The organism is Enterococcus sp. BWB1-3, from assembly GCF_016745275.1.
Taxonomy (GTDB): Bacteria; Bacillota; Bacilli; order Lactobacillales; family Enterococcaceae; genus Enterococcus_L.
This window is the reverse complement of the sequence record NZ_JADOEP010000016.1, coordinates 14121-36050: the sequence shown is the minus strand read 5'-3', so window position 1 is coordinate 36050 and position 21930 is coordinate 14121. Positions and strand designations below refer to the sequence as shown.

The 21930-nt window shown below is 38.8% G+C and carries 23 protein-coding genes; 14 read left to right on the top strand and 9 right to left on the bottom strand.

The features are described 5' to 3' along the window. Positions 1 to 33: 33 nt before the first annotated feature. Positions 34 to 258 carry a hypothetical protein gene (locus IW492_RS11625; RefSeq protein WP_202067798.1) on the top strand — a complete coding sequence of 75 codons (225 nt, stop codon included), beginning with the start codon at positions 34 to 36 and terminating at the stop codon, positions 256 to 258. Positions 259 to 340: 82 nt separating this feature from the next. Here the strand turns inward: IW492_RS11625 and IW492_RS11620 are convergent, their stop codons facing one another. Continuing rightward, positions 341 to 1090, bottom strand: coding sequence for a class A sortase (locus IW492_RS11620; RefSeq protein ID WP_202067797.1), 750 nt, complete (start codon positions 1088 to 1090; stop codon positions 341 to 343). A gap of 423 nt (positions 1091 to 1513) precedes the next feature. Between IW492_RS11620 and IW492_RS11615 the strand changes: the two genes are divergently transcribed. Next, positions 1514 to 2296 carry a hypothetical protein gene (locus IW492_RS11615; protein WP_202067796.1) on the top strand — a complete coding sequence of 261 codons (783 nt, stop codon included), beginning with the start codon at positions 1514 to 1516 and terminating at the stop codon, positions 2294 to 2296. Between the two features lie 22 nt (positions 2297 to 2318). On the opposite strand, the gene IW492_RS11610 is transcribed toward IW492_RS11615, so the two are convergent. Both IW492_RS11610 and IW492_RS11605 read right to left on the bottom strand, forming a co-directional pair. Continuing rightward, a complete protein-coding gene (locus IW492_RS11610; RefSeq protein ID WP_229441447.1) occupies positions 2319 to 2711 on the bottom strand; it encodes a DUF1622 domain-containing protein in 393 nt (130 codons plus the stop codon). 112 nt (positions 2712 to 2823) lie between these two features. Continuing rightward, positions 2824 to 3207: an ACT domain-containing protein gene (locus IW492_RS11605; RefSeq protein WP_202067795.1), complete on the bottom strand. Its 384-nt coding sequence runs from the start codon at positions 3205 to 3207 to the stop codon at positions 2824 to 2826. Between the two features lie 350 nt (positions 3208 to 3557). On the opposite strand from IW492_RS11605, the gene thiT reads away from it, so the two are divergent. Next, complete coding sequence (gene thiT / locus IW492_RS11600) at positions 3558 to 4166, top strand: energy-coupled thiamine transporter ThiT (RefSeq protein WP_202067794.1); 609 nt, start codon at positions 3558 to 3560, stop codon at positions 4164 to 4166. 64 nt (positions 4167 to 4230) lie between these two features. Here the strand turns inward: thiT and IW492_RS11595 are convergent, their stop codons facing one another. Next, positions 4231 to 4596, bottom strand: a complete 366-nt coding sequence (locus IW492_RS11595; protein ID WP_236671894.1) for a hypothetical protein — start codon at positions 4594 to 4596, stop codon at positions 4231 to 4233. A 219-nt stretch (positions 4597 to 4815) separates the two neighbouring features. On the opposite strand from IW492_RS11595, the gene IW492_RS11590 reads away from it, so the two are divergent. The 4 genes from IW492_RS11590 (at position 4816) to IW492_RS11575 (ending at position 7823) form a co-directional block, all read left to right on the top strand. Further along, a complete protein-coding gene (locus IW492_RS11590) occupies positions 4816 to 5586 on the top strand; it encodes a peptidase C39 family protein (protein WP_202067793.1) in 771 nt (256 codons plus the stop codon). Between the two features lie 361 nt (positions 5587 to 5947). Continuing rightward, positions 5948 to 6139, top strand: coding sequence for a hypothetical protein (locus IW492_RS11585; RefSeq protein ID WP_202067792.1), 192 nt, complete (start codon positions 5948 to 5950; stop codon positions 6137 to 6139). A gap of 80 nt (positions 6140 to 6219) precedes the next feature. Beyond that, entirely contained in the window at positions 6220 to 6783 is a 564-nt protein-coding gene (locus tag IW492_RS11580; RefSeq protein ID WP_202067791.1) for a DNA-3-methyladenine glycosylase I, read from the top strand. A 419-nt stretch (positions 6784 to 7202) separates the two neighbouring features. Continuing rightward, positions 7203 to 7823, top strand: a complete 621-nt coding sequence (locus tag IW492_RS11575) for a GyrI-like domain-containing protein (protein ID WP_202067790.1) — start codon at positions 7203 to 7205, stop codon at positions 7821 to 7823. A gap of 368 nt (positions 7824 to 8191) precedes the next feature. On the opposite strand, the gene IW492_RS11570 is transcribed toward IW492_RS11575, so the two are convergent. Both IW492_RS11570 and IW492_RS11565 read right to left on the bottom strand, forming a co-directional pair. Then, positions 8192 to 9226: a HAMP domain-containing sensor histidine kinase gene (locus tag IW492_RS11570; protein ID WP_202067789.1), complete on the bottom strand. Its 1035-nt coding sequence runs from the start codon at positions 9224 to 9226 to the stop codon at positions 8192 to 8194. Next, on the bottom strand, positions 9213 to 9893 hold the full coding sequence (locus tag IW492_RS11565) for a response regulator transcription factor (protein ID WP_202067788.1): 681 nt from the start codon (positions 9891 to 9893) through the stop codon (positions 9213 to 9215). The genes IW492_RS11570 and IW492_RS11565 overlap by 14 nt, the downstream gene beginning before the upstream one ends. Before the next feature lie 458 nt (positions 9894 to 10351). Between IW492_RS11565 and IW492_RS11560 the strand changes: the two genes are divergently transcribed. Continuing rightward, positions 10352 to 12700 (top strand): ABC transporter ATP-binding protein/permease, encoded by a 2349-nt coding sequence (locus IW492_RS11560; protein ID WP_202067851.1) that lies wholly within the window; start codon positions 10352 to 10354, stop codon positions 12698 to 12700. Positions 12701 to 12802: 102 nt separating this feature from the next. Here the strand turns inward: IW492_RS11560 and IW492_RS11555 are convergent, their stop codons facing one another. Beyond that, on the bottom strand, positions 12803 to 14227 hold the full coding sequence (locus tag IW492_RS11555) for an MATE family efflux transporter (protein ID WP_202067787.1): 1425 nt from the start codon (positions 14225 to 14227) through the stop codon (positions 12803 to 12805). A gap of 313 nt (positions 14228 to 14540) precedes the next feature. On the opposite strand from IW492_RS11555, the gene IW492_RS11550 reads away from it, so the two are divergent. Next, positions 14541 to 14894 (top strand): PTS glucitol/sorbitol transporter subunit IIA, encoded by a 354-nt coding sequence (locus IW492_RS11550; RefSeq protein ID WP_202067786.1) that lies wholly within the window; start codon positions 14541 to 14543, stop codon positions 14892 to 14894. A 408-nt stretch (positions 14895 to 15302) separates the two neighbouring features. Beyond that, the gene (locus IW492_RS11545; protein WP_202067785.1) at positions 15303 to 15734 is read left to right on the top strand and encodes a GNAT family N-acetyltransferase; all 432 of its coding nucleotides are present in this window, start codon (positions 15303 to 15305) and stop codon (positions 15732 to 15734) included. Positions 15735 to 16472: 738 nt separating this feature from the next. Here IW492_RS11545 and IW492_RS11540 read toward each other — a convergent pair. Further along, entirely contained in the window at positions 16473 to 17240 is a 768-nt protein-coding gene (locus tag IW492_RS11540) for a MurR/RpiR family transcriptional regulator (protein WP_269160935.1), read from the bottom strand. A gap of 259 nt (positions 17241 to 17499) precedes the next feature. Between IW492_RS11540 and pfkB the strand changes: the two genes are divergently transcribed. Genes pfkB through lacD form a run of 4 tightly spaced genes read left to right on the top strand, consistent with a single transcriptional unit; the run spans position 17500 to position 21288 of the window. After that, a complete protein-coding gene (gene pfkB / locus IW492_RS11535; RefSeq protein WP_202067783.1) occupies positions 17500 to 18426 on the top strand; it encodes a 1-phosphofructokinase in 927 nt (308 codons plus the stop codon). A 12-nt stretch (positions 18427 to 18438) separates the two neighbouring features. After that, positions 18439 to 19833, top strand: coding sequence for a PTS fructose transporter subunit IIC (locus IW492_RS11530; RefSeq protein WP_202067782.1), 1395 nt, complete (start codon positions 18439 to 18441; stop codon positions 19831 to 19833). Positions 19834 to 19848: 15 nt separating this feature from the next. Beyond that, on the top strand, positions 19849 to 20298 hold the full coding sequence (locus tag IW492_RS11525) for a fructose PTS transporter subunit IIA (RefSeq protein ID WP_202067781.1): 450 nt from the start codon (positions 19849 to 19851) through the stop codon (positions 20296 to 20298). A gap of 3 nt (positions 20299 to 20301) precedes the next feature. After that, the gene (lacD, locus tag IW492_RS11520) at positions 20302 to 21288 is read left to right on the top strand and encodes a tagatose-bisphosphate aldolase (protein WP_202067780.1); all 987 of its coding nucleotides are present in this window, start codon (positions 20302 to 20304) and stop codon (positions 21286 to 21288) included. A 114-nt stretch (positions 21289 to 21402) separates the two neighbouring features. Here lacD and IW492_RS11515 read toward each other — a convergent pair whose 3' ends face one another. Beyond that, entirely contained in the window at positions 21403 to 21642 is a 240-nt protein-coding gene (locus tag IW492_RS11515; RefSeq protein ID WP_202067779.1) for a hypothetical protein, read from the bottom strand. Positions 21643 to 21930: the final 288 nt, after the last annotated feature.

Genomic DNA, 21930 nt, shown 5'->3' with positions numbered 1-21930 from the left:
AAGATAAAATCGTAAGAAATGGAGGGATAGAATATGCAGTCATATCAATCAATTGTATTTGAACTGACACTTTACTATTTGATCGCAGTTATCAGTCTGCCGTTAGTGTATGCTGTAACCTATCACTTGCCGTTTACAGGGATTTTTTCAGCAGAATGGCTGGGTGTGAGTATCATGTTGTATCCGATTGTATTCCTACTTTCAGGTCTTCGATACAGCCTTCAGCGAATTCGAAGCAGGCAGAAAAACAGTCATTAAGAAATATATTAAAAAGGGGAGAATCAACTGTCTATATCGGACTAATGAGTTCTCCCCTTTTTTATTCAGTTTATTTCAGGCTTTAAGCGGTGCGCTGTTCCATTTGGAAAGCATTCAGCATTTCATCTGATGCTTCATCAATCGGCGTTATTGATTCGAGATCTCCCTGCACAGCGATCCGAGTGATTGCCTGAATATCACCGCATGTGATCAGTGTAATCATTTTTCTGTCGTCTACATCATCAATTAGTTCGATCCGATTTGGAGCGACTTTTTCTTTGAAATTAATTTTATAAGTGTAAATATTTGTCAAATCCGTTGTATAGATTAGTTGGCCGATTTCCACAAACTCCAGTGGAGAAAAAAGCGATACACCATCCAAAGTTCTGTGACTGGCTAGAGCATAATTGTTTTTTCCGCCCATTACCTGATCCGGCTTCATTGTTCCTGCGCCGGTTAAAAGCTCCACATTACCCAATCCTTTAAAAATAGGCAAGTTAATCTCCACGCTGGGAATAGCAATCCCGCCGATAACTGGCAGGTTTTTATTTTCAAACTGTGCTTTAATTACTGCTTCTGTACTGATGGATTCAACAGCATCAAAGTCAAAAGAAGTATTGGCCTGCATGTTTGAGGCTACATCATCTTTAGTAAAGCTTTCGACATTGTAGGCTTTTCCATTTAACTGAATGATGAAGTTTCTGATTTGTGTATTAAAAATTAAGGCCAGCCCCACTACAAGAAGCAGGAACAATAAAATATTGATTAGCCAGTTTGTTTTCTTCTTTTTTCGTTTTTGGGGTCTTGAACCCCGCCCTTTTTTTGAACTCATAAGTCACTCTCCTGTTTTTTCTGGTGAATATCTGAAAGTTATGCAGGGCTATCTGTCGGTTCCGCCAATACAAGTAAACTAGCTGAATGACAGATGCAGCATTGTTAAGTATAATTTGGATTGGAAATGGGAAATAATGTATTTGTTTATGTAATAATAATGAAACTATTTAAGGACAAACTCTTCAGACATGTCTTAGTATAGCATGCTTTATTTGGAAACTATAGATTTTTAATCAAAACTTTAATAAAAAAGGTGCTTAAAATGAAAATCAGCAGAAATTGGTATAATCGCAAATGAAGGCAAATATGTCTGATTATATTAATTTTGTCATTGAATTTTAAACAAAAAGAAATAAGCATTTTCATGCCAAATCATGTAAAATGAAATAAGTAGAAATCTGTGAAGGGGTGAGATTGGTAAATGCTGGATTTAATTTATGTACATGTGGATGTTACAAGTAATGCTGTTTTGTCAAAAGGGATTACACATCATGATTTTGTCAGTTCAGTCGTACATAAGCCGAAGAATCTCCTTTTGCTGAACCCTTATGAAGAAGACGGCGAGTATGAACGGCATAGCGGATTGAAAATTATCAGAGAAGAAGCGGGTGTGGAACAGTTTTTTTCCAGTGCCAACCGCAGAAGAAATAATGGTGAAGTCAAATGGATGGATTTCACAGATGTCGCTATGTTGAAAGAACTGACACCTTTGGAGATTTCAGAATTACTGTATTTTGGTCATACAAAAACGAGTTTACATTCTCCATTCTTTTATAAATTGCAGAATAATTTTGTTTTTTTTGAATATGCAGATCAAATGACTCGAGTGTATTATCGCTATATTGATGAATTTTATCGGATTCTGGCTAATAAAATCAGTGCTGCTGTGTTGGAAAAGGTGAATGATAAGAAAAGCTTTTTCCGCAGAGGAGTTTCCATAGACAAAATGAGCAGCGATCTGTTAAAAGAGATGAAGTCTATCCTTCAAGAAGGAATTGTTTTTTGTTTTGAAGATATTGAGCAAAAAGGGAAAGACTATCGAATTCCGATTTATATGATAGAAGATTCATTGTGGAAGACCAAAAATTTGGTATATAAGGAAGATCCGCTGATTGCCTCACTGATCTATAATTCAGGGAAGCGTACATGGCATTTTGAGAATAATGAAGAAAGCTTCAATATACAGCTGCCGAAGCATGCATAAAAAGATGAGAAGAGGCATATTATCAGCCTGTCTCATCTTTTTTTATTTGATCATCTTTTATGGCATCTTCTATTTCTTTATGCAGGAAATAGGAAATGACCGTACGGATGACAACAAGGGAAGCCAGTTTGAAAAGATCCTGGAATGTAGGCTTGATAATAGACTCAATAATATCTGCAGCAATTAAAATTTCCAGACTTAGCAGAATATAGCTGCCTAAAAAATTCTTGATTAAATTGTTGTTTGTTGTAATCATCAGACGATCCTGCTTTTGAAACTCACTCTTGAAAAAATCTGCTGCTGCTAGTGCCACGCCCCAGATCAATACAATAATGGACAGAATATTCAGGCAAAGCACAAAGACTTCAAAAAAAGGAATCAGTCCATCCATCATGTTTTCAGCTAAATGTGTCATAGTTTACTCCTTTTCAGCCGTTCACTCACCAAGCTTACATTTTTTTGATTATGGCAAAAATTTCATAGGGTAATATTTTTGCTGAATTGGCAAGGTAATGTGTAAAATGAATTTAGATAAAAAAATGCCCGGCTTGTTTTAATACAGTCAACGTGTTCTCTTTGTCTGCATTTTTAATTAACAGATAATCTGTATTGTATGTAGACAAGGTAAAGATAGAGATGCCATTTTCAGCCAGAGGATTTGCCAGCTGCGTCAGGATGCCGATCAAAGTAAAGTCAAGTTCACCGACAATCTGAATGATAAACCAGTTTGAGTCAGCAGCAATGGCTCGTCTGGTATCTATTGAATTGGTTGGAACAATGACTGAGCACTCATCGGCAGTATAGGTGATGCTTTTGAAGCCGGTCAGCTGACTGAATTCTTTTGGTATCAGGTGGTCAGCCGGAAATTTTATGACGGAGTAATCTACCGTATCATGAAGTTTTAAATCCATTGATTCTACTCCTTATTTATAGTGAACCATTCAATCATTGCGACTGTGCTGTTTATTGGAAGGGTTCGCTCTTTTCTTTCTATAGTTTAGTCTATCACAGATGAAATCGGGAGAACAGAAAACAGAGTTATTTACAACCTATTTTCTTTGTGCTAAACTAAGCCTGTCTTGTAAGGACATCAAAATTTAATAGAACACCATCACATAGGGGAGCTTCGTAGCTGAGAATGAGATTACTCTAAACCCTTGAACCTGTTGCGTTAGTACGTGCGTAGGAAGTTGTGATGGAGTAGATAGATAATTACTCCTCCTTTGTTGATTGGTTTGTTCTAAAACAAGGAGGATTTTTTATGTCAAAAAAAATGGATTTACGAGTTTGGATTGAAGGGACTGTGATTGCTGCTATGGCAATGGCTTTATCTTTTATTCCGCTGGAATCAGCCAATGCAGCATTTGATTTATCTCTGGGGATGATTCCTCTGGTGCTTTATTCGTATCGTAGAGGGGCTTTGCCGGGGATTACAGCTGGGTTCATCTGGGGGCTGCTCAGTATTGTTCTGGGCTCTGCCATGAAAAACTTCATTTCGGTTCCGCAGATTATTTTTGAGTACCCATTTGCGTTTGCTTTTGGGGGAATGGGCGGCTTGTTTTCTTCCAAAATTCAAAAAGCAATATCTGACAGTCAGTCGAATAAGGCGGTCAGTTATATTTTAATTGGGAGCTTAACTGCAGTCGTCTCCCGCTGGTTTTGGCACTACTGGGCGGGGGTCTTTGTTTGGGGAGTCTATGCTCCGGAAGGGATGAGCCCATACTGGTATTCATTGCTGTTTAATGGAGGCAGTGCCATTGCAAATACAGTACTGGTCAGTGTAGTTTTAGTTATTATAGTCAAAGTGGCACCGAAGCTGTTTATTCCAAAAATGGCTCATTATATCAACAATTCAGCCAAAAATAAATAAATCAAAAAAGCCGAATATCCTGCTGTAAAACAGCGAGATATTCGGCTTTGATAGTTATAATAATTTATTTTATTTGGCGTTTATCGGATATTCCCAATCTGCTGATTCGTTTAATATGGTCAACAGGAATCATGCGAATTTGCTGAGTGTCCTCCTGAGAACGAAGCATAATGGAGTCAGTAATATTTTTAGAAACAATCCAACCGGAGGCAGCTTCAAATTTTTGATCTGTCGGGCTTTCTTTGATTTGCAAGACAACAAGACTCTTCTGTGCTGCGGCTAACTGCAATTCTTTTAAAATTTCTTCCCGCGCTTTTGATTTTTCATTTTTAACCTTACTGTCATCTAAAAAGGCAGAGAAGAAACTATGGGAAGATTGTGTGATCAGTCTGGAAATACTTTTCATCGTTGATTTATGATCGTTATCCAATTTTCTACCCCCTTCAATATTAAGACAATCCGAATAATCATTATTTATCGTAGTTATTATCATTCTACCTAATTTTTAGTCAAAATTCAAGAAGATATGTTCCCATTTTTAATCAAAATGAGGTTGCTTTTTTTATTTGTTTGAGTAAGATTAGAGTATATAATTAATTAGTATTGTTGTAAATGGAACTGGTATTGAAGAAAAGAAAGAGTGATAGTATTGGCACAAAAGCAGAGACTGAAACTGAAGAAATGGATTATTGGATTGTTGGCAGCCGCTGCTTTAGGAGGAGCACTATTAGGGAAAATAGCACCTATGGAAGCTGGTTTTTCCAATTTATTTAAAAAGGAAAAAGAGGCTGTATTAGGAGAAGATTCTACAAATAAAACGTCAGAGAATGTTGGGAAAATTGTAACTTCTGAAACAGAAGAAGTACAATTGAGTTATGCAGAGCAGGTAACTCAGGAGATTCAGCAGGATAAATTTAATGGACGGATAAATGTTCCACTGTTATTGCAGACAGAGGATTACTGGAAGACAATTCCTTACGGTACGGGAGAAAATAATACGCTGGAAAAAAATGGCTGTGCGATTGTTTCACTGGCAATGGTTGCGTCCTATCTGGACAATGCGGAAGTTCTGCCTCAGGAAATTCTTGACTGGTCTAAAAATGATTATTTTATTGAAGGACAGGGAACAAGCTGGGGAATTTTTGCAGAGTTTGCTGCAGTAAAAGGATATGCCTATGAGAACTTGCCGAGTCTGAGTGCAGTGGAAGAGCAGCTGATACAAGGCCATCCGGTTATTATTTCTGTAAAGCCAGGGGCATTTACTCAAACGGGTCATATCATGGTTTTAACTGGTTATTCAGATGGTAAATTCTGGCTGAATGATCCGAACGACAACGAAGAAAAAGGGCATTCGAGAATGGCCTATACTCCTGAACAGCTGGAAACAGATGCCATGAATTACTGGGCGATCTATAAATAGAAGAATTAACGGACTGACAGATTCGAGGGCTCTTTGCTGAAGCAGAGCTTCACTTGACTCTGTTTTTTTAGATGCAGATTTAGTTAAAGGATTTCAGGAAATAAGGCGGATTAGTTTATTGTCAGGACTATCATTTATTTATACAATGAAAAGATGGGCTTCCAGAAGAATTCGATGAAACAGACAGATGATTTAAGTTAAAAATATCAAGTAAAAGAAAAGGAGCAGTTGATAGGAGAAAAATACTTAGCCTATTGCTGCTGCAATTTGGAACAGTTTCTGTAGGTACGAAGCAATCTATTTTGATTTAGATGTATTATTGCCAGAAAGCTTTCGGTCTATTTATCCCGGAGAACCGCTTTTGAAAAGCTTTGATTCTGGCATAGGGGAGTTTTCTTTTAAGAGCATTGGTCAAATCTTTGGAGGTATTTCTGATGAGAAAGAGATTGTCGGACTCAGTATTACTGAACATCTGCCTTGGAATGCGACTAACTTGCGACAAAGCGCTCAATTTTTCATGTTTGACTCTAAAGATAAGAGGCTTCAGCAGTAATGGATTTAGGTCTAATATGCAGTTTACGAACATTCGTTCTTGTGGTATGCTGATTAAAATATATTATGAGGGGTAAAAAGATGGAACGAGTAAGATGTGACTGGGCTAACAGCAATGAACTGGATAAGGTTTACCATGATGAAGAGTGGGGACAGCCTGTTCATGACGATCAGAAGTTATTTGAATATTTGCTTTTGGAAAGTATGCAGGCAGGTCTCAGCTGGTCAACAATTCTAAAGAAAAGAGAAACATTAACTGAAGCTTATGATCAGTTTGACTATAAAAAAATTGCTGAGTATACAGAGGATAAAAAAGAGAAGCTTTTGCAGAATCCAGGTATTATCCGGAATAAACTGAAAGTTGCAGCAGCTGTTACCAATGCTGTACAATTTATGGAGATTCAAAAAGAATTTGGGAGCTTTGATCAGTATATTTGGGCGTTTGTTGACTATAAGCCGCTTGTAAATCACTGGTCGTCTGTGAAAGAGGTGCCGGCTTCCACAGAACTGTCAGATCAAATCAGCAAGGATCTAAAAAGAAGAGGGTTTAAGTTTTTAGGCACAACAACTATCTATGCATTTATGCAGGCTATGGGGCTGGTAGATGACCATTTGGTTCATTGTTTTAGAAGAATAGAAAAATAGTTTTTATTTCTTTCGCAGTAAATCTGGTTATATATTAAGAAAGTGATGTTTGGACTGAAAGCAAACATGTTCTGTTGATCAGAGCGGAACAGTACGGTAGTGATGCAGCTTTGGATCAGACGATTTTAATCAAAGAAGACACTACGGGTATCTTTAATCTATGGATATAGTATTGTTATTGAAGTATTGTTATTATTTTGGTTGCTTCCGGTATTAAACGGTTTCTTGAGAAGGCGCGATCCAGATAAAGAGTAATGGCTGGAAGGATTTTTAGCAATAACTGTTTTGTCCGGAAACTTTTAAGTTATCGAATTTTTAGTGATAAATCTGTTGACTCTCTCCTCAACGTCATGGTTTATACTGAGCTTATGCAAGGAATTGATTGAGTAATTAAAGAAACAGGGACGGGGGAATTGGTAATGAAATATGAATGGCGAAAAAAGGAAAAGGAACAGTATTTGCCCAAGAAGCAACCAATGGAACTGAATATACCAGCGCAAAAGTTCTATACAATTTCAGGCAAAGGAGATCCGAACAAGGAGCAGTTTGCAGAAGATACAGCAGTACTTTATGGAATGTCCTATGGGATTCGGATGATGCATAAAAACGGACCTGTTCCTGATGGATTTTTTGAATATACTGTCTATCCTTTGGAAGGAATCTGGACTTTGGAGGTAGAGGATATTCGACCGGACGGCAGTTTTGAAAAAGCTGATTTGATCTATAAACTGATGATCCGACAGCCTGAATTTGTTACAAAAGAAATTGCTTTAGCAAATATTGACAAAGTAAGTCAAAAGAAACCCAACAGCAGTAACAGTAAAATATTGTTTGAAGAGCTGACTGACGGCAGGAGTCTCCAAATGCTCCATATAGGACCGTACGATGATGAGCATATGACATTTGATGTGATGAAGAAATACTGTGAAGAAAATGGATTAGTTCGACGAACAATGGCGCATAAGGAAATTTACTTATCAGATCCAAGAAAAAGTGATCCGGAAAAGATGAAGACAGTATTGAGGTATTTTTTGAAGTAAAAAGAGAAGAGGTCGGGACAAACACTCATGAGGGCTATCGCCCACACCAAACAGAATGAAAAGAAAAAACGATCGACCCACACGCTATTTCCCTGTCATACTAAAGAGGACAGAAGAGCTTGTAGATCGATCGCTTATTGAGGTTCTTCTCTAAGTTGATCTTGAGGGACAAACTAGATCGTTCTGCTTATCTGCTCCTGCGGTTACTCGTCGCATGAAGACCTCTGCTTCTGCGGTTACTCGTCGCATGAAGACATTTGCTTCTGCGAAATCATTAGGTCATAGAACCTGCGTATAAAAATAAATCGTTTTTATATTCATAGTAATAAACTGTTTGATCTCTATGACTGCTGCAATTGACTGCTCAGCTATTGCGGCAGGATAATTATAAACGTAGAGCCTTCGCTTATTTTGGATTTAACAATAATTTTTCCATTATGTAAAGTCACGATTCTTTTTGCGATGGGCAGTCCCAGTCCGTTTCCCTGGGATTGATGAGAACTGTCTCCCTGGTAAAATTTATTGAAAATATGTCGACGTACCTTGTCTGACATACCAGCACCGGTATCTTTAATAGTCACTTTGACTTCTTTGCCCAACGTATAACAGTTTATTTCTATGGTATCTCCAATATCTGTAAAATTTATCGCATTTCCCAAAATATTCAGCCAGACCTGCATAAGCAAATCTGAATCAGCAGTAACAGTAACCGGCTGCAGGGTCAGATTAATTGCAAGGTCTTTTGTTTCCCAGTCCTTTTGCAGTAAGATCAGAGCCTGACGAAGCTGTTCGTCTAAGGAGTAGGGTGTCCTTTTTAACGTGATGCTTTCCTGATTCTCCACCTTTGAAAGTAAAAGAATATTTGAAGAAAGGGAACTGAGTCTCTCAGTTTCCTCTGTAATGATCTTTAAATATCGGACTCTGTCAACTTCTGATATATCCGGATTCTGCAGCTGTTTGGCAAACCCGTTGATTGAAACCAGCGGTGTTTTCATTTCATGGGAAAAGTCATTAATAAAATCTTTATGGACCAGCTCTACATTTTTTAGTTCACGGGCCATCAAATTGAAGTTTTGTATCAGATCTTCCAGATCGTTATTCATTTTAGTTGACTCAATTTGTACATCAAAGTTGCCGCCCGCGATTTCCCGTGTCCCTTCAACCACCTGATTTAAAGGGCGTAAAATTCGTTTACTGAAACCTGCTGCGATAATCGTTCCAACGACTGTGCAGGAAAGCAGTGTAATAATCAGTCGAATCAGCGGATAACCGAATAAGGTACTGATCAGTCCCAGTTTTAAAAGAAAAAATAAAAGGATTCCTGATATGATCGATGAAACCAGTAAAATACAAGCGATAATTAGTGAAAAATGAACATAGATGGACCGTCTATCTTGTCTCATTGGCAACTCCTTTATATCCGAGACCTCGAATCGTCGTAATGGAAAAATCTTTAGAGCCGGAAAATTTTTCTCTTAGACGTTTAATATGTACATCTACAGTCCGTTCATCTGTGAGTGAATCGATACCCCAAATGTCATCCAAAAGCTGATCACGTGTAAAAATTTTATTTTGAAAAGAAAGCAGCTTATACAAAAGTAAAAATTCTTTTTTGGGAAGCTCTGTACACTCTGCTCCCTGATAAACACAGAAACTGTTGAGATCCAGCAATGTATGTCCGACTGTCAGGCGGCCTTCCAAATTAATCTGGGCTCTGCGAAGAAGTGCTTTAATTCTAAGCAGGAATTCATCAAAATCAATGGGCTTAACCAGATAGTCGTCAACACCGGTGAGAAAACCATATTTTTTATCCTCTGCAGCTTCTTTTGCAGTAACCATGATGATCGGCAGCCGAGTATTTTCTTTTCGAATGGCTGAAACGACCTGATAGCCATCCAGCTCAGGCATCATAATATCAACAACAAGCAGATCGATCAGCTGTTCTTCCAATAGAATCAGAGCTTCTTTTCCATTTCCTGCTTCCAACACCTGATAGCCATCCTGTTTTAATACTGCAGCCATTAATGCTCGAATATTTTTATCATCTTCTGCAACAAGAACCGTAATCATGTCTTTCCTCCATTCTTTTATTCACTATATTATAAACTAAAAACCTGTTGAAGAGAATGTGAATGGAGTTGTCAAAATTATAAAAACAGGTTCTCTTTACTAAATCGCAGCGACTCTCCGGCAGAAACTGTTGATCGGTTGAAAGCATTGATAGCTGTCTTTTCATTTATCTGTTTGTATCAAGAAGCAGCCTGTTATTGCGACCACAAACAATTCTTGATAACTAGCCTGTTAATGAACCGTTTAGTGTAGTAGAAACGTTATAACTGCCAAAAATCCCGATTAATTCTTAAGAAATGTATAAGAAAAATAACTGAAATCGTTTTCTGTATTTTGTTATCATTTCGTTCATATTCAGTACATATTCGAGTGATAATCTGACAATGAATAATTAAATGAACCAAATTGATTTTATTTTTAATGATACTGTTTGGTTAAATGAAGAAGGGGAGAAAAAGATGCTTCAGGTAAAAGATATAAAAAAGAGTTATACAACAGGTGAGTTCACCCAAGTAGCGCTGAATGGTGTCAATATTAATTTCCGTGAAAATGAATTTGTTGCCATCCTTGGTCAGAGCGGATCAGGTAAAACAACTTTACTGAATATTATTGGCGGGCTGGATCAATATGACAGCGGAGATTTAATCATTAATGGGAAATCTACCAAAAACTTTAAGCAGGGGGAGTGGGATGCCTACCGTAATAACAGTGTCGGTTTCATTTTTCAAAGCTATAATCTGATTACACATTTAAGTATTTTGGATAATGTGGAAATGGGGATGACGTTGAGTGGGGTTTCTGCTTCTGAAAAGAAAAAGCGTGCCTTGGAAGTTCTGGAAAAGGTAGGCTTGAAAGAGCATACGCATAAAAAACCGAATCAGTTATCCGGAGGTCAGATGCAGCGTGTGGCAATTGCCAGAGCATTAGCCAATGATCCTGATATTATTTTGGCGGATGAACCAACAGGGGCTCTGGATACAGAGACAAGTACTCAAATTATGGATTTGGTGAAAGAAATTGCGGATGATAAGCTGGTTATTATGGTGACTCATAATCCGGAATTGGCTGAGGAATATGCAGATCGGATTATTAATTTCCGTGACGGGCATGTGGTCAATGATTCTAATCCCTATGAGGAGTATGAAGAAGATCACAATTATCAGCTGAAAAAGACCAGTATGAGCTACTGGACTGCACTGAAGCTTTCCGGCAAGAATATCGCAACAAAAAAATGGCGGACAGGACTGACAGCATTTGCTGCAAGTATCGGGATTATTGGGATTGCTTTAATTTTGAGTCTGTCGAATGGATTCCAAAAGCAAATTGACTTATTCCAGAACGATGCATTGTCGGAATATCCTATCATTGTATCCAAACAAGCGATGAATATGGATGAAGAAGCGTTAAAGGAGATGCGGAGCAATTCTCCGACCCGCAGCAAAGAATATGCTGACACGGATGAAGTAGTGCTCTATAATCCAGAGGAATCAAATATTCGCCATACGAATAATATTACTCAGGACTATATTGATTATTTGAATAAAATTGATAAAGATCTGGCAAGCGGTATCGGCTATACCAGAGTTGTCGGAATGAACCTGTTAAGAGATGTTGACGGCAAAGTCCAGCTGGTTAACTTTAATGCAGATTCTTCCAGCAGCAGCGGAGCGATGGCAGGAGGGCTCTCAAGTATGAGCAATGCCGGGCTGTCTTCTTATCCTGTTTCAACAAGCGGGTCAATCAATGAATACTTGAAAAAGAATTATGATGTTTTATCTGGAAGTTATCCTGAAAGTACAGACGAACTTGTACTGGTAATCGATAATAAGAATCGTGTCGATCAAAGCATTTTGAAAAATCTTGGTTTTGATATTGCTGACAAAGATGGTATAGACTTTGATGAAATTGTCGGAACAGAATTAAAAATAATTGGCAATGATGATTACTATTCAGAAACAGAATTTGGGAATTTTGTTCCTAATAATGACTACGATGAAATGATCGGCAAAGCAGCGAGAACATTGAAAATCAGCGGAATTATTCGTCAAAAGGAAGACACTCAAGTGGCTACTCTAAGCAGCGGGATTGCATACAGTGACAAGCTGGTAGAGGAAATTATTGATCTGGAACAGGGTTCTGACATTGTCAAAGCACAAAAAGATTCTGATGTGAATGTGATGACGATGGAAAAACTGGATGATACTACAAAACAATCTGTTCTTTCTTATATTGGCGGAGACAGTATGCCTCAAATGATTTTTATCTATCCGACAAGCTTTGAATCGAAGGAGAAGATTGTTACGTATTTAGATGAATACAACGATGGAAAAGAAACAGCTGATAAAATTGTTTATACTGATCTAGCTCAAACTATGACAGATATGACAGGTGGGATTATGGACGGTATTACCATTGTTCTGGTTGCTTTTGCATCAATTTCACTAGTGGTTTCTCTAATTATGGTAGGAATTATCACATATATTTCTGTGTTGGAAAGAACAAAAGAAATTGGTGTTTTGCGTGCATTGGGTGCCCGTAAGAAGGATATCACTCGCGTGTTTAATGCTGAAACGCTGATTATTGGTATGTGTTCAGGACTTCTGGGAATTGGGATTGCCTACCTGTTGACGCTTCCAACAAATATCATTTTGAAAGATATGACCGGCTTAAGCAATGTAGCACAGTTGAATCCGATTCACGCATTGGCTCTGATTACGATCAGTGTTGTACTGACGCTATTGGGCGGCGCACTGCCTGCGAAATGGGCGGCAAAGAAAGATCCGGTAGAAGCATTAAGAACTGAATAATAAAGTGAACCCCGCTCTTCTTACAAACAGGAAAAGAAGAGCGGGGTTTTTACGTAAAAAAGTATCGGCCGTTATGCAATTGCGGCTGATACTCTTTTATTTTCATTCTGTTTGGTGAGGATGACAGCCTTCATGAGTGTTTGTCCCCACCTCAATGTATCTGTTTTCAAGAGAAAGAGTCCTCTGTTCTTCGTGTGTTTCCAAATGTTTTAGCTTTTTGACTGCGCCGGTAAAGGAATAGATCAAAACTACAGTTGAACCGATCCAAGCCAGCGGCGCAGCTGAAACAGCACCTATGAAGCCGAAGGAAGCAGTTAATACAATTGCGGCGAATGAGCGCATGACCAGTTCCATAATCCCGGCAATTGTTGGAATTACTGATTTCCCGAGGCCCTGTAATGTATAACGTACAATCAACAGGATAGCCAGTACCCAGTAAAGACTTCCGTTAATGTTAAAGTAAATTTGAGACAGGCGGATCACCTCTGTCTCGCCGGCGCTTACGAATAGAGTCACCAGCTGTCTGCCAAACAGAATAACGATTGCTCCTGCGGCAAGACTGAACCCCAAACTGAGCAGCAACGCACTTTTAGCGCCCTCTAAAATACGTCCATATTTTTTTGCTCCATAATTTTGAGCAGTGAAGGTAGCCATTGTAATACCAAATGACATCATCGGCTGAATAGCAAACTGATCAATTTTTCCGGCTGCTGCCTGAGCAGCCACGACATCTGTTCCCAGACTATTTATGGCACCCTGCAGAACAATCGCGCCGATCGCAATAATGGATGTTTGAAAGGCCATGGGCAACGCTGCATTTAAATGCTCGCGAATCTCTTTTTTTTCGAAAGAAAAATCTTTTTTGCGTACTTGAAGATTAGGTATTCTTTTTTGGATATAAATCAGGCAGAGAAGGCTGGCAACCATCTGTGCGATTACTGTTGCCACCCCGGCTCCCGCAACACCCATGTTAAAATTGATGATGAGAACCAGATCAAGAACAACATTGACAACACTGGCAACAACAAGAAAGATTAGAGGTGTACGGCTGTCACCTAATGCTCGAATGACATTGGATAATAAATTAAATGCCATTGCAGAAAAAATCCCAATTAAAATAATTGAAATAAAAGTTTGAGCATCAGCCATAATTTCTGCTGGCGTCTGCATTACCAACAATAAAGGTCGAATAAAGAGCAAACTTATAATGGTTAAAATAACGGTTACAACAAAACTGATGAAAATACTTGCAGCAAAGCTTTTTTTAACTCCCCGATAATCTCTGGCTCCGAAACGCTGAGCAGTAATAATGGATAGACCGGAAGTGAGTCCTTGAGCGAAACCGATAATTAAAAAGATAATACTGCCTGTAGCACCAACTGCGGCTAATGCATTTTTTCCAAGTGTCTGACCAACAATAATCATATCTGCCATACTATAAAACTGCTGGAAAATATTTCCTATCAGTAATGGGATAGTAAATAGAAAAATCAGTTTTAGTGGTTTGTCTTCTGTTAATTCTCTCATGGTTCTCCTTCTTTTCAGATCAATAGTTTTTACTTTAGACTATGATACTCATTTTTCTGAAAAAGTCTATCCTTTTTTTGAAAATAAATTAGTTTTTTTCCTTTTTTTAATGTAGTCTAGTTTTCTGACAACAGAATCAGACGAAATGTGTGATTCATCACTTTTTTAGAATGCTATAGTTAGAGTTGTTGAACAGATAAAAAGTTTCTTGAAGTTTTTGTAAGCGAATTCTTAATGGCGTTTATTTTTGTTATAATAGATTAAATGCTTAGTGCAGACTAAACTGAAATGTTGAGAATCGGGAGGGAAAATTATGTATAAGACAACAATAACTGAAATAGGGGAGCTGGTTTCCGCGTTTGAAGAAGAACAACTGGTGATCTTGTTTGGACCACAAGCCACTTCAGAATTACGCTCTATTTGTATCATCCATGAAGCTTCTGAAGAAGAAAAAAATGTTCTTGAAATAGGTAAGAAAGTGCGCTTTGGCACACAGCAATACGAAATCATTGAGGTAGGATCGGCAGCTAATGACAATTTTAATGAATTGGGACATGTGTCTATCTACTTTAGAGAAGGCGTTAATGAAGTATTACCGGGGGCCATTATTGTCAGCCCGGGGAATTTTCCGAAGCTTGCAATCGGTGATACGATAGAAATAAAATGAGAGAATCGCTGAGCAGCAAAAGAGGGAGACCAAATTATGTCATATCCCCTAAAAACCGAATAAATGTGTATTTCGAGGATTGGAGCTGTGCAGGAACTGTAGATGCAGAAAAACGGATATGGTGTAATATTTTGTCTTGAGAATCGTTAGAATCGTAGGGACAGCGCTATGTAAGTAATTTTATATAGGCTTTGCCTGTTTTTTCAATTTTCTTTTATTACTACCTCTTTAAATTCGTACAGCATGATTAAATCAGCACAAAACAAAGTGAAACTGTTGTTATTCCATAAACTTTGTTAAAATAGGTGAAATAAGGCAATAAGAGATGGTGTGAAGCAGCAGGTTTGTTATGTTCAAGCCTGAGACAATCGGCGGGATACGAATAAAAAATGAATAAGGAGTACACATATGATTGAGGAATTGGTCAAGCCTTCGAAAGAGGAATTGAAAGAGCTGTCAGCTATATGGTTATCAGTAAACTTGGAAGCGCATCCTTTTATTCCAGAAGCTTACTGGCAGTCTAATTTGGAAATGGTAAAGTCGCAACTGGAAGAAGCAGGAATCTATGTTTATAGAATACAAGATCAGATTGTTGCATTTGCAGGGCTGCAGGGTGACTATATTGCTGGTATTTTTGTATGCCCCGACTATCGAGGGCAGGGAATCGGCAAATCGCTGCTGGAAGAAATCAAGCGCGAGTACCAGCAACTGGAATTAGCAGTCTATTCCAAAAATACAAAGGCTGTTGCATTTTATAAACGTGAAAATTTCTTTGTAGCTTCTGAGGAAGTGGATAAAGCTACAGGTGAATGGGAATATCATATGAAATGGCAAAAATAGACAGAAAATTCGAATAATGAGTGAGACAATCAAGCCTGTTGGGAAGAGAAGAACTACGAGCTCTTCTATAAATCGAAAATATAAATAGGAAAGAGTTGATGAGTGAATCAAGTTACACAGATGTTCACTCATCGGCTCTTTTTGCTATCAGTAAGGTATTTCAATGATGGTTTCCTGTCTTGATAAGTTAATTTCTTCATCACTGAGATATATTCATAACTACAGCTCAAGAATTTCCTGCCAAACTGTCTATTTTCTTCAAATATTTTCAAAAAGGGTGTTGTCAGTCCATCGTAGGTTCCTTCGTAAAGTGTAGATAGAGCTTTATAGGAAGGAAGAATATAGGAAGAAATTTATCTGTGTTCAGGAATCAGCCGATCAAGGGAAAATCTGATCTCCATCTCAATGTGACCTTCATCAATCTGTCCGGTCTCATCCATATTTTCAATGGATTACCTCATTCTCCATTTTCTTTATCATATAAAAGATCGAAGAAGATGAGAATAAGAGGCTGTTACTGGCTGATTTAGCTGCTGGAAGCTCATTGGAAATTATTAGCTGGTTGTTAGGACAAAGAATAAATTGGGAACAGTATAAGTGAGCGTGTCTGCGTATTCATGGAATTCTCTCTACTCATTTGATCGAAAGAAAAGATGCAGTTAGGAAGCATAAAAAAGGACTAGGCAGAACACCTCTAAGCCAGGAGGTGCTGCTGCGTAGTCTAATTTGCTTTTCTATTTAATCCATTGACCGATTATGACTGCGAATGGCATAGGCATCCAGTAAAATTCGGGCAATGACAGACAAAGGCAGCCGGGAACGAACTTCATAATCAGGAAAGTAAGAACCCTCTGATTTAAAGCCGATGAATGCGAGCTCCGAAAGATCAACCAGTGTGCTGGTACGGTTGGCGGAAATGGTCAGAGTACTGATTTCTTTGTCATAGCAGTTTTGAGCAGCAACCACCAGCTCAGCGGTTTCGCCGTTTAGTGAAACAAAAATGGCAAAATCATCGTGAGTCAGAGTTTTGCTGATGCTTTTTATGATGTTTGGATCTGTGTGCATTTGTGAGTATTTTCCAGCCAATTGAAACTTCACCATCATCTCTTCTGCAATCAATTCAGAAAAGCCTCTGGCAAAAATCACAATGCGTTTGGCTGAATATATCTTCTGTACAGCATCCTCGATAACACCGCTGTCAATCATATTAATGGAGCGAATCACCTCTTGTTCATTTTTCAAAATTGCTTTTTTGATTTCATTGTCAACCTTTTCAACTACGGAAAAGTTGATGGTTGTATTGGTTTGATCCTTTAGAGAATGTTTGAAAGAGGTAAACCCTTCATAGCCTTTTTTCTTCATGGTTCTGACAATTGTTGCAGTTGAAACATTCGCTTCTTCGCTCAATTTAACAATGGAATAGTGCGGGATTTCTTCAATATTTTCCTGAATAAACTGCCAGAGATATTTCTCTGCTTCACTTAACTGACTGCTCATGGGATTCAGCTCCTTTAAATAAAAATAAATTTAGGACAACTTTGCTGCAGGTCATTTTATATCTGCGGTGAGTATTTATTTTCTTTTGTTCGCTATTCAGATCTTTATGCATCGTAAATCAAGGAGCAGCTGGTTTCTTTACACAGGTATTGTACCTTCTTTTTTTATTTTGTAAAAGTTTTCACCGTCAGGTCTTTCTTTAGAAAACATTTACAGGAATTTCTGTTGCATAATAAAGACAGAAAAAGAATAGGAGGTAGGTGATGGAATGGCAGCAATTTACACCTGCACGATGAATCTTGCAATTGATCTTTTTATTGAAACAGATGAATTAAAGCCGAATACTGTAAATCGCAGTATTGATGATGACATACAGGCAAATGGTAAGGGCGTAAATGTTTCTTTGATTTTGAAACAGTTAGGAGTAACGAGTACAGCACTTGGATTTAGCGGAGGCTTTACCGGCAGTTATATTGACGAATTTTTAGTGGATAAAAAGATTCAGACAGACTTTATTCATGTAAATGGAATGACACGTATCAACGTATTTACTCAAGTAAATCACCCGAAAAGCGAGTATAAACTGGTGAATAAAGGTCCGGTTATTTCTCAGGACCAAATCAGCCAATTACTGCAACAAATCAGCGATATCCCCGAGGGCAGTTATTTATGTATTTCCGGCAGCTTGCCTCAAGGAGTGACACCGCAGATTTTTGAACAAATCAGTGAAATTGCTGAACGGAATCAAGTTCATTTGATTCTTGACACAAGCTACAAGGAAGTGCTGGATTGTTTGAAATACAAACCATTTTTGTTGAAGCCGAATGAGGATGAGCTGGCAGAATGGTTTGGTAAAGAGGCACTTTCTGTTCAGGAATGTATTGTGTACGGACAGGAGTTAGTCAGACAGGGTGCTGAGCATGTGCTGGTTTCGCTGGGAGGAGAAGGCGGCTTGTACATTACAGCTGATAGTGTACTATATGGAAATGCTCCAAAAGGAGAGGTTGTAAATACAGCTTGTGCCGGGGATACTTTGCTGGGCAGTTTTGTTGGCAATCAATTGCAGGGGAAACAATCGGAAGATAATTTGAAGTACAGTTTGGCTGCGGCAAGCTCTACTGCTTTTCGCAAAGGACTAACAGATTTTTCAGATGTAGAAGAACTAAGTCGGCAAATAGATATTCAACGATTATAAGGAGGAAACAACATGACGAAGTACCAAATTATTGCTGCAACAGGATGTCCGACGGGAATTGCGCACACGTATATGGCACAGGAGGCTTTGGAACAGGCGGCAAAAAATCACGGTGTTTCAATTAAAGTGGAAACACATGGACAGGTGGGAATTGAAAATACACTGACAAATAAGGAAATTGCCGATGCAGATGCAGTAATTATTGCAGCAGATAAAGATGTACAGGCAGAGCGCTTTGCAGGAAAACGTGTCATCGAAGTCTCTGTAAGTAAAGGAATTAAAGATGCAGATCAGCTCATTAAAGATGCTTTGGCAGGAGAAGGCTCTATTCGAAAAGGTGAGAATGTTGAGGCGGCAACAGGTAATGAGAAAACATCCAGCGGGATTGGGCACAATATTTACAAAAATCTGATGAACGGAGTTTCACATATGCTGCCGTTTGTTGTCAGCGGCGGTGTGCTTGTAGCCATTTCTTTCTTGTTTGGGATTTACTCAGCTGATCCAAGTAGTGACCAGTACAATGAATTTGCTGCTCAGCTGATGAATGTCGGTGGCCTGGCAATGGGGATGATGGTTCCGATTTTGTCTGCCTTTATTGCTGAAGGGATTGCTAAGAGACCCGGACTGGTTGTTGGTTTTGTCGGCGGTTTAGTTGCATCAAATGGCGGAACCGGATTTCTGGGTGGAATCATCTCTGGATTTCTAGCAGGATATATTGTATTAGGACTGATGAAATTATTCAGCTCATTGCCAAAATCACTGGATGGACTAAAAGCAATTTTCTTATATCCGGTTTTGGGCGTATTTATCACCGGGATAATTATGACGCTGGTTTCTGAACCGATGTCGGCAGTCAACCAGGCAATGATGGATTTTCTGTCAGGCTTCCAAGATTCAAACCCGCTGATTCTAGGTATTATTGTCGGCTGTATGAGTGCCTTTGATATGGGTGGTCCAGTAAATAAAGCAGCTTATGTGACAGGAACAGCCCTGCTGGCAGAAGGAAATACCACATTTATGGCAGGGGTATCAGCTGCGTGTATTGCACCACCGCTGATTACGGGTGTTGCTGTGATTCTGTTTAGAAAGTACTTTGACAGCAGTGACCGCAATGCCGGACTGGTAAATATTATTCTGGGAAGCACACATATCACAGAAGGAGCGATTCCTTTTGCTGCAAAAGATCCTCTGCGTGTTTTACCTACAATGATGCTGGGTTCTTCGATTGCAGCGGTGCTGACCTATATGTTCAAAGTACAGGTTCCTGCACCGCATGGCGGATTTCTTGTTCTGCCGGTAGTTACTCATGGACTGCTATGGGTAGTGGCTATCTTGATTGGTTCGATTGTCGGCGGAGTCATTTTAGGAATGATTCAAAAACGCAGAGTTGAAAAAGCAGCAGCCTAGGGGGCGAAATAAGCAATGATTAGTAAAGATCATATATTCTTGGAAAGAACGTTTGCAGATCAAGAAGAAGTCTTTCAATTTTTAGCGGATAAAACAGAAGAATTGGCGATTACCGATTCTTCAGCCGCTGTTCTGGAAGCATTAAAGATAAGGGAGTCAGAGGGAACAACCGGAATGATGGACGGTTTTGCTATTCCTCATGCAAAAAGTGCAGCAATTACAAAGCCGAGTGTCATAATTACAACCTTTACAGAAGGAATCTATTGGGATAGTTTGGATGGAGAGCTGATATTTTATGCGATTGCACTGTTTATTCCTGATGGAGAAGCGGGCACCACTCACTTGCAGTTATTATCAAAAATTGCACGGATGCTGATGAAGCAGGAGTTTAAAGAAGCCTTTAAAGCTGCAAAAACGCCGGAAGACTTAAACGAACTATTAACGAATTATTTGGATGGAGAGTAGAGCATGAGAACAATTAGTCAGGAAAAATATGAAAAATTAAAGAACACAGGAAATGGTCAGGGTGTTATTGGCGCGTTGGCAATTGATCAGCGCGGTGCATTGAAGAAAATGTTTCAGGCACTGGGAAAAGAAGCAGGCCGGCAGGATATTGAAGTGTTTAAAGAATTAGTCTCAAAAGAACTGACACCATTTGCAACATCTATACTTTTAGATCCTGAATACGGCTTGCCGGCAGCACAGGCTCGTGCTGAAAACAGCGGCTTGCTGCTGGCCTATGAGAAAACCGGCTATGATACGACTGTTCCGGGACGTTTACCTGACAGTCTGAATGTCTGGTCTGTGAAACGAATGAAGGAAGCCGGAGCGGATGCCTGCAAGTTCTTACTGTATTATGACATTGATGAACCAGAAGAAATTAATAAACAAAAGCATGCGTACATGGAGCGGATTGGCTCAGAATGTGTTGCGGAAGGGCTACCGTTTTTCCTGGAGTTAGTTTCGTATGATTCGACAATTTCAGACAGCAGCAGTTTGACATACGCAAAGGTTAAGCCTAAGAAGGTTATTCAAATGATGAAAGAATTTTCTGATCCACGCTATAATGTGGATGTTTTGAAAGTGGAGGTCCCTGTGAATATGAATTTTGTGGAAGGTTATGGAACAGAAAGCTGTTACACAAAAGAAGAAGCAATGGGATACTTTAAAGAACAAAGCAAAGCAACAGACCTGCCGTTTATTTTTCTAAGTGCCGGGGTCAGCTCACAGCTATTCCAGGAAACTCTGCGCTTTGCAAAAGAAGCTGGTTCAATGTTTAATGGAGTTCTTTGCGGTCGGGCAACCTGGGCAAAAGGTGTGGAGCAGTTTGCAACAGCCGATGAAGCAGAGACAATTGCATGGTTGAAAAAGGAAGGTCGGCAAAATATTGAAGAGCTGAATGAAGTCTTGGCAGAAACAGCCTCTTCGTGGTTTGATAAATTGGCGTGTGAATAAGAAGAGTGCTTGAGAAGGACAGACAGGAAAGTGAGAGCAAGCTTTTTTCAGATACTCCACATTCATAGCAGGACCGCCTTTTCTTTTATGTACCTGGTTATGGGGATAAGTCTGTTATTGCTTTTCGTTTTCCAGTGATTGTTTAATAATAAATTTTTTTCCACTATCCGGATTATTTTCTGCATCAGAAAAATCAAAGAGCAGCTGTTCACCGTTCTCAGGATCTTCAACAATAACAAGACGACCTTTCATTTTTCGATTATCATGTTCAATCTGTGCCGTTCTAATTAGTTCCTTTTCATCTTTGCTTGAAGCGATAGCGTTTCCCAAATTAAAAAAGATTGTTTCTTCCATGATAAATTCCTCCTATACATATCTTGTGTCTTCATTTTACCACGTCAGCTCAAAAGTATCAGAAAATTGGCGGAGAAAGGTCGAAGATGTTAGAATGTGATTTTATTTTAAGCTTGATTTAAATAATAGAATGAGTTGTTTATAAAGTAACTGGAAAAATGAGCGTCATGGATAAACATTCGAGCAAGGTTCATTACTAGACTATTTCCCAATACAGTGATTCCTCCCCTAAAAGTAAAAAAGGAAACAAATCAACGATGAATTTCAAAATCATCGTTATTATTTTGT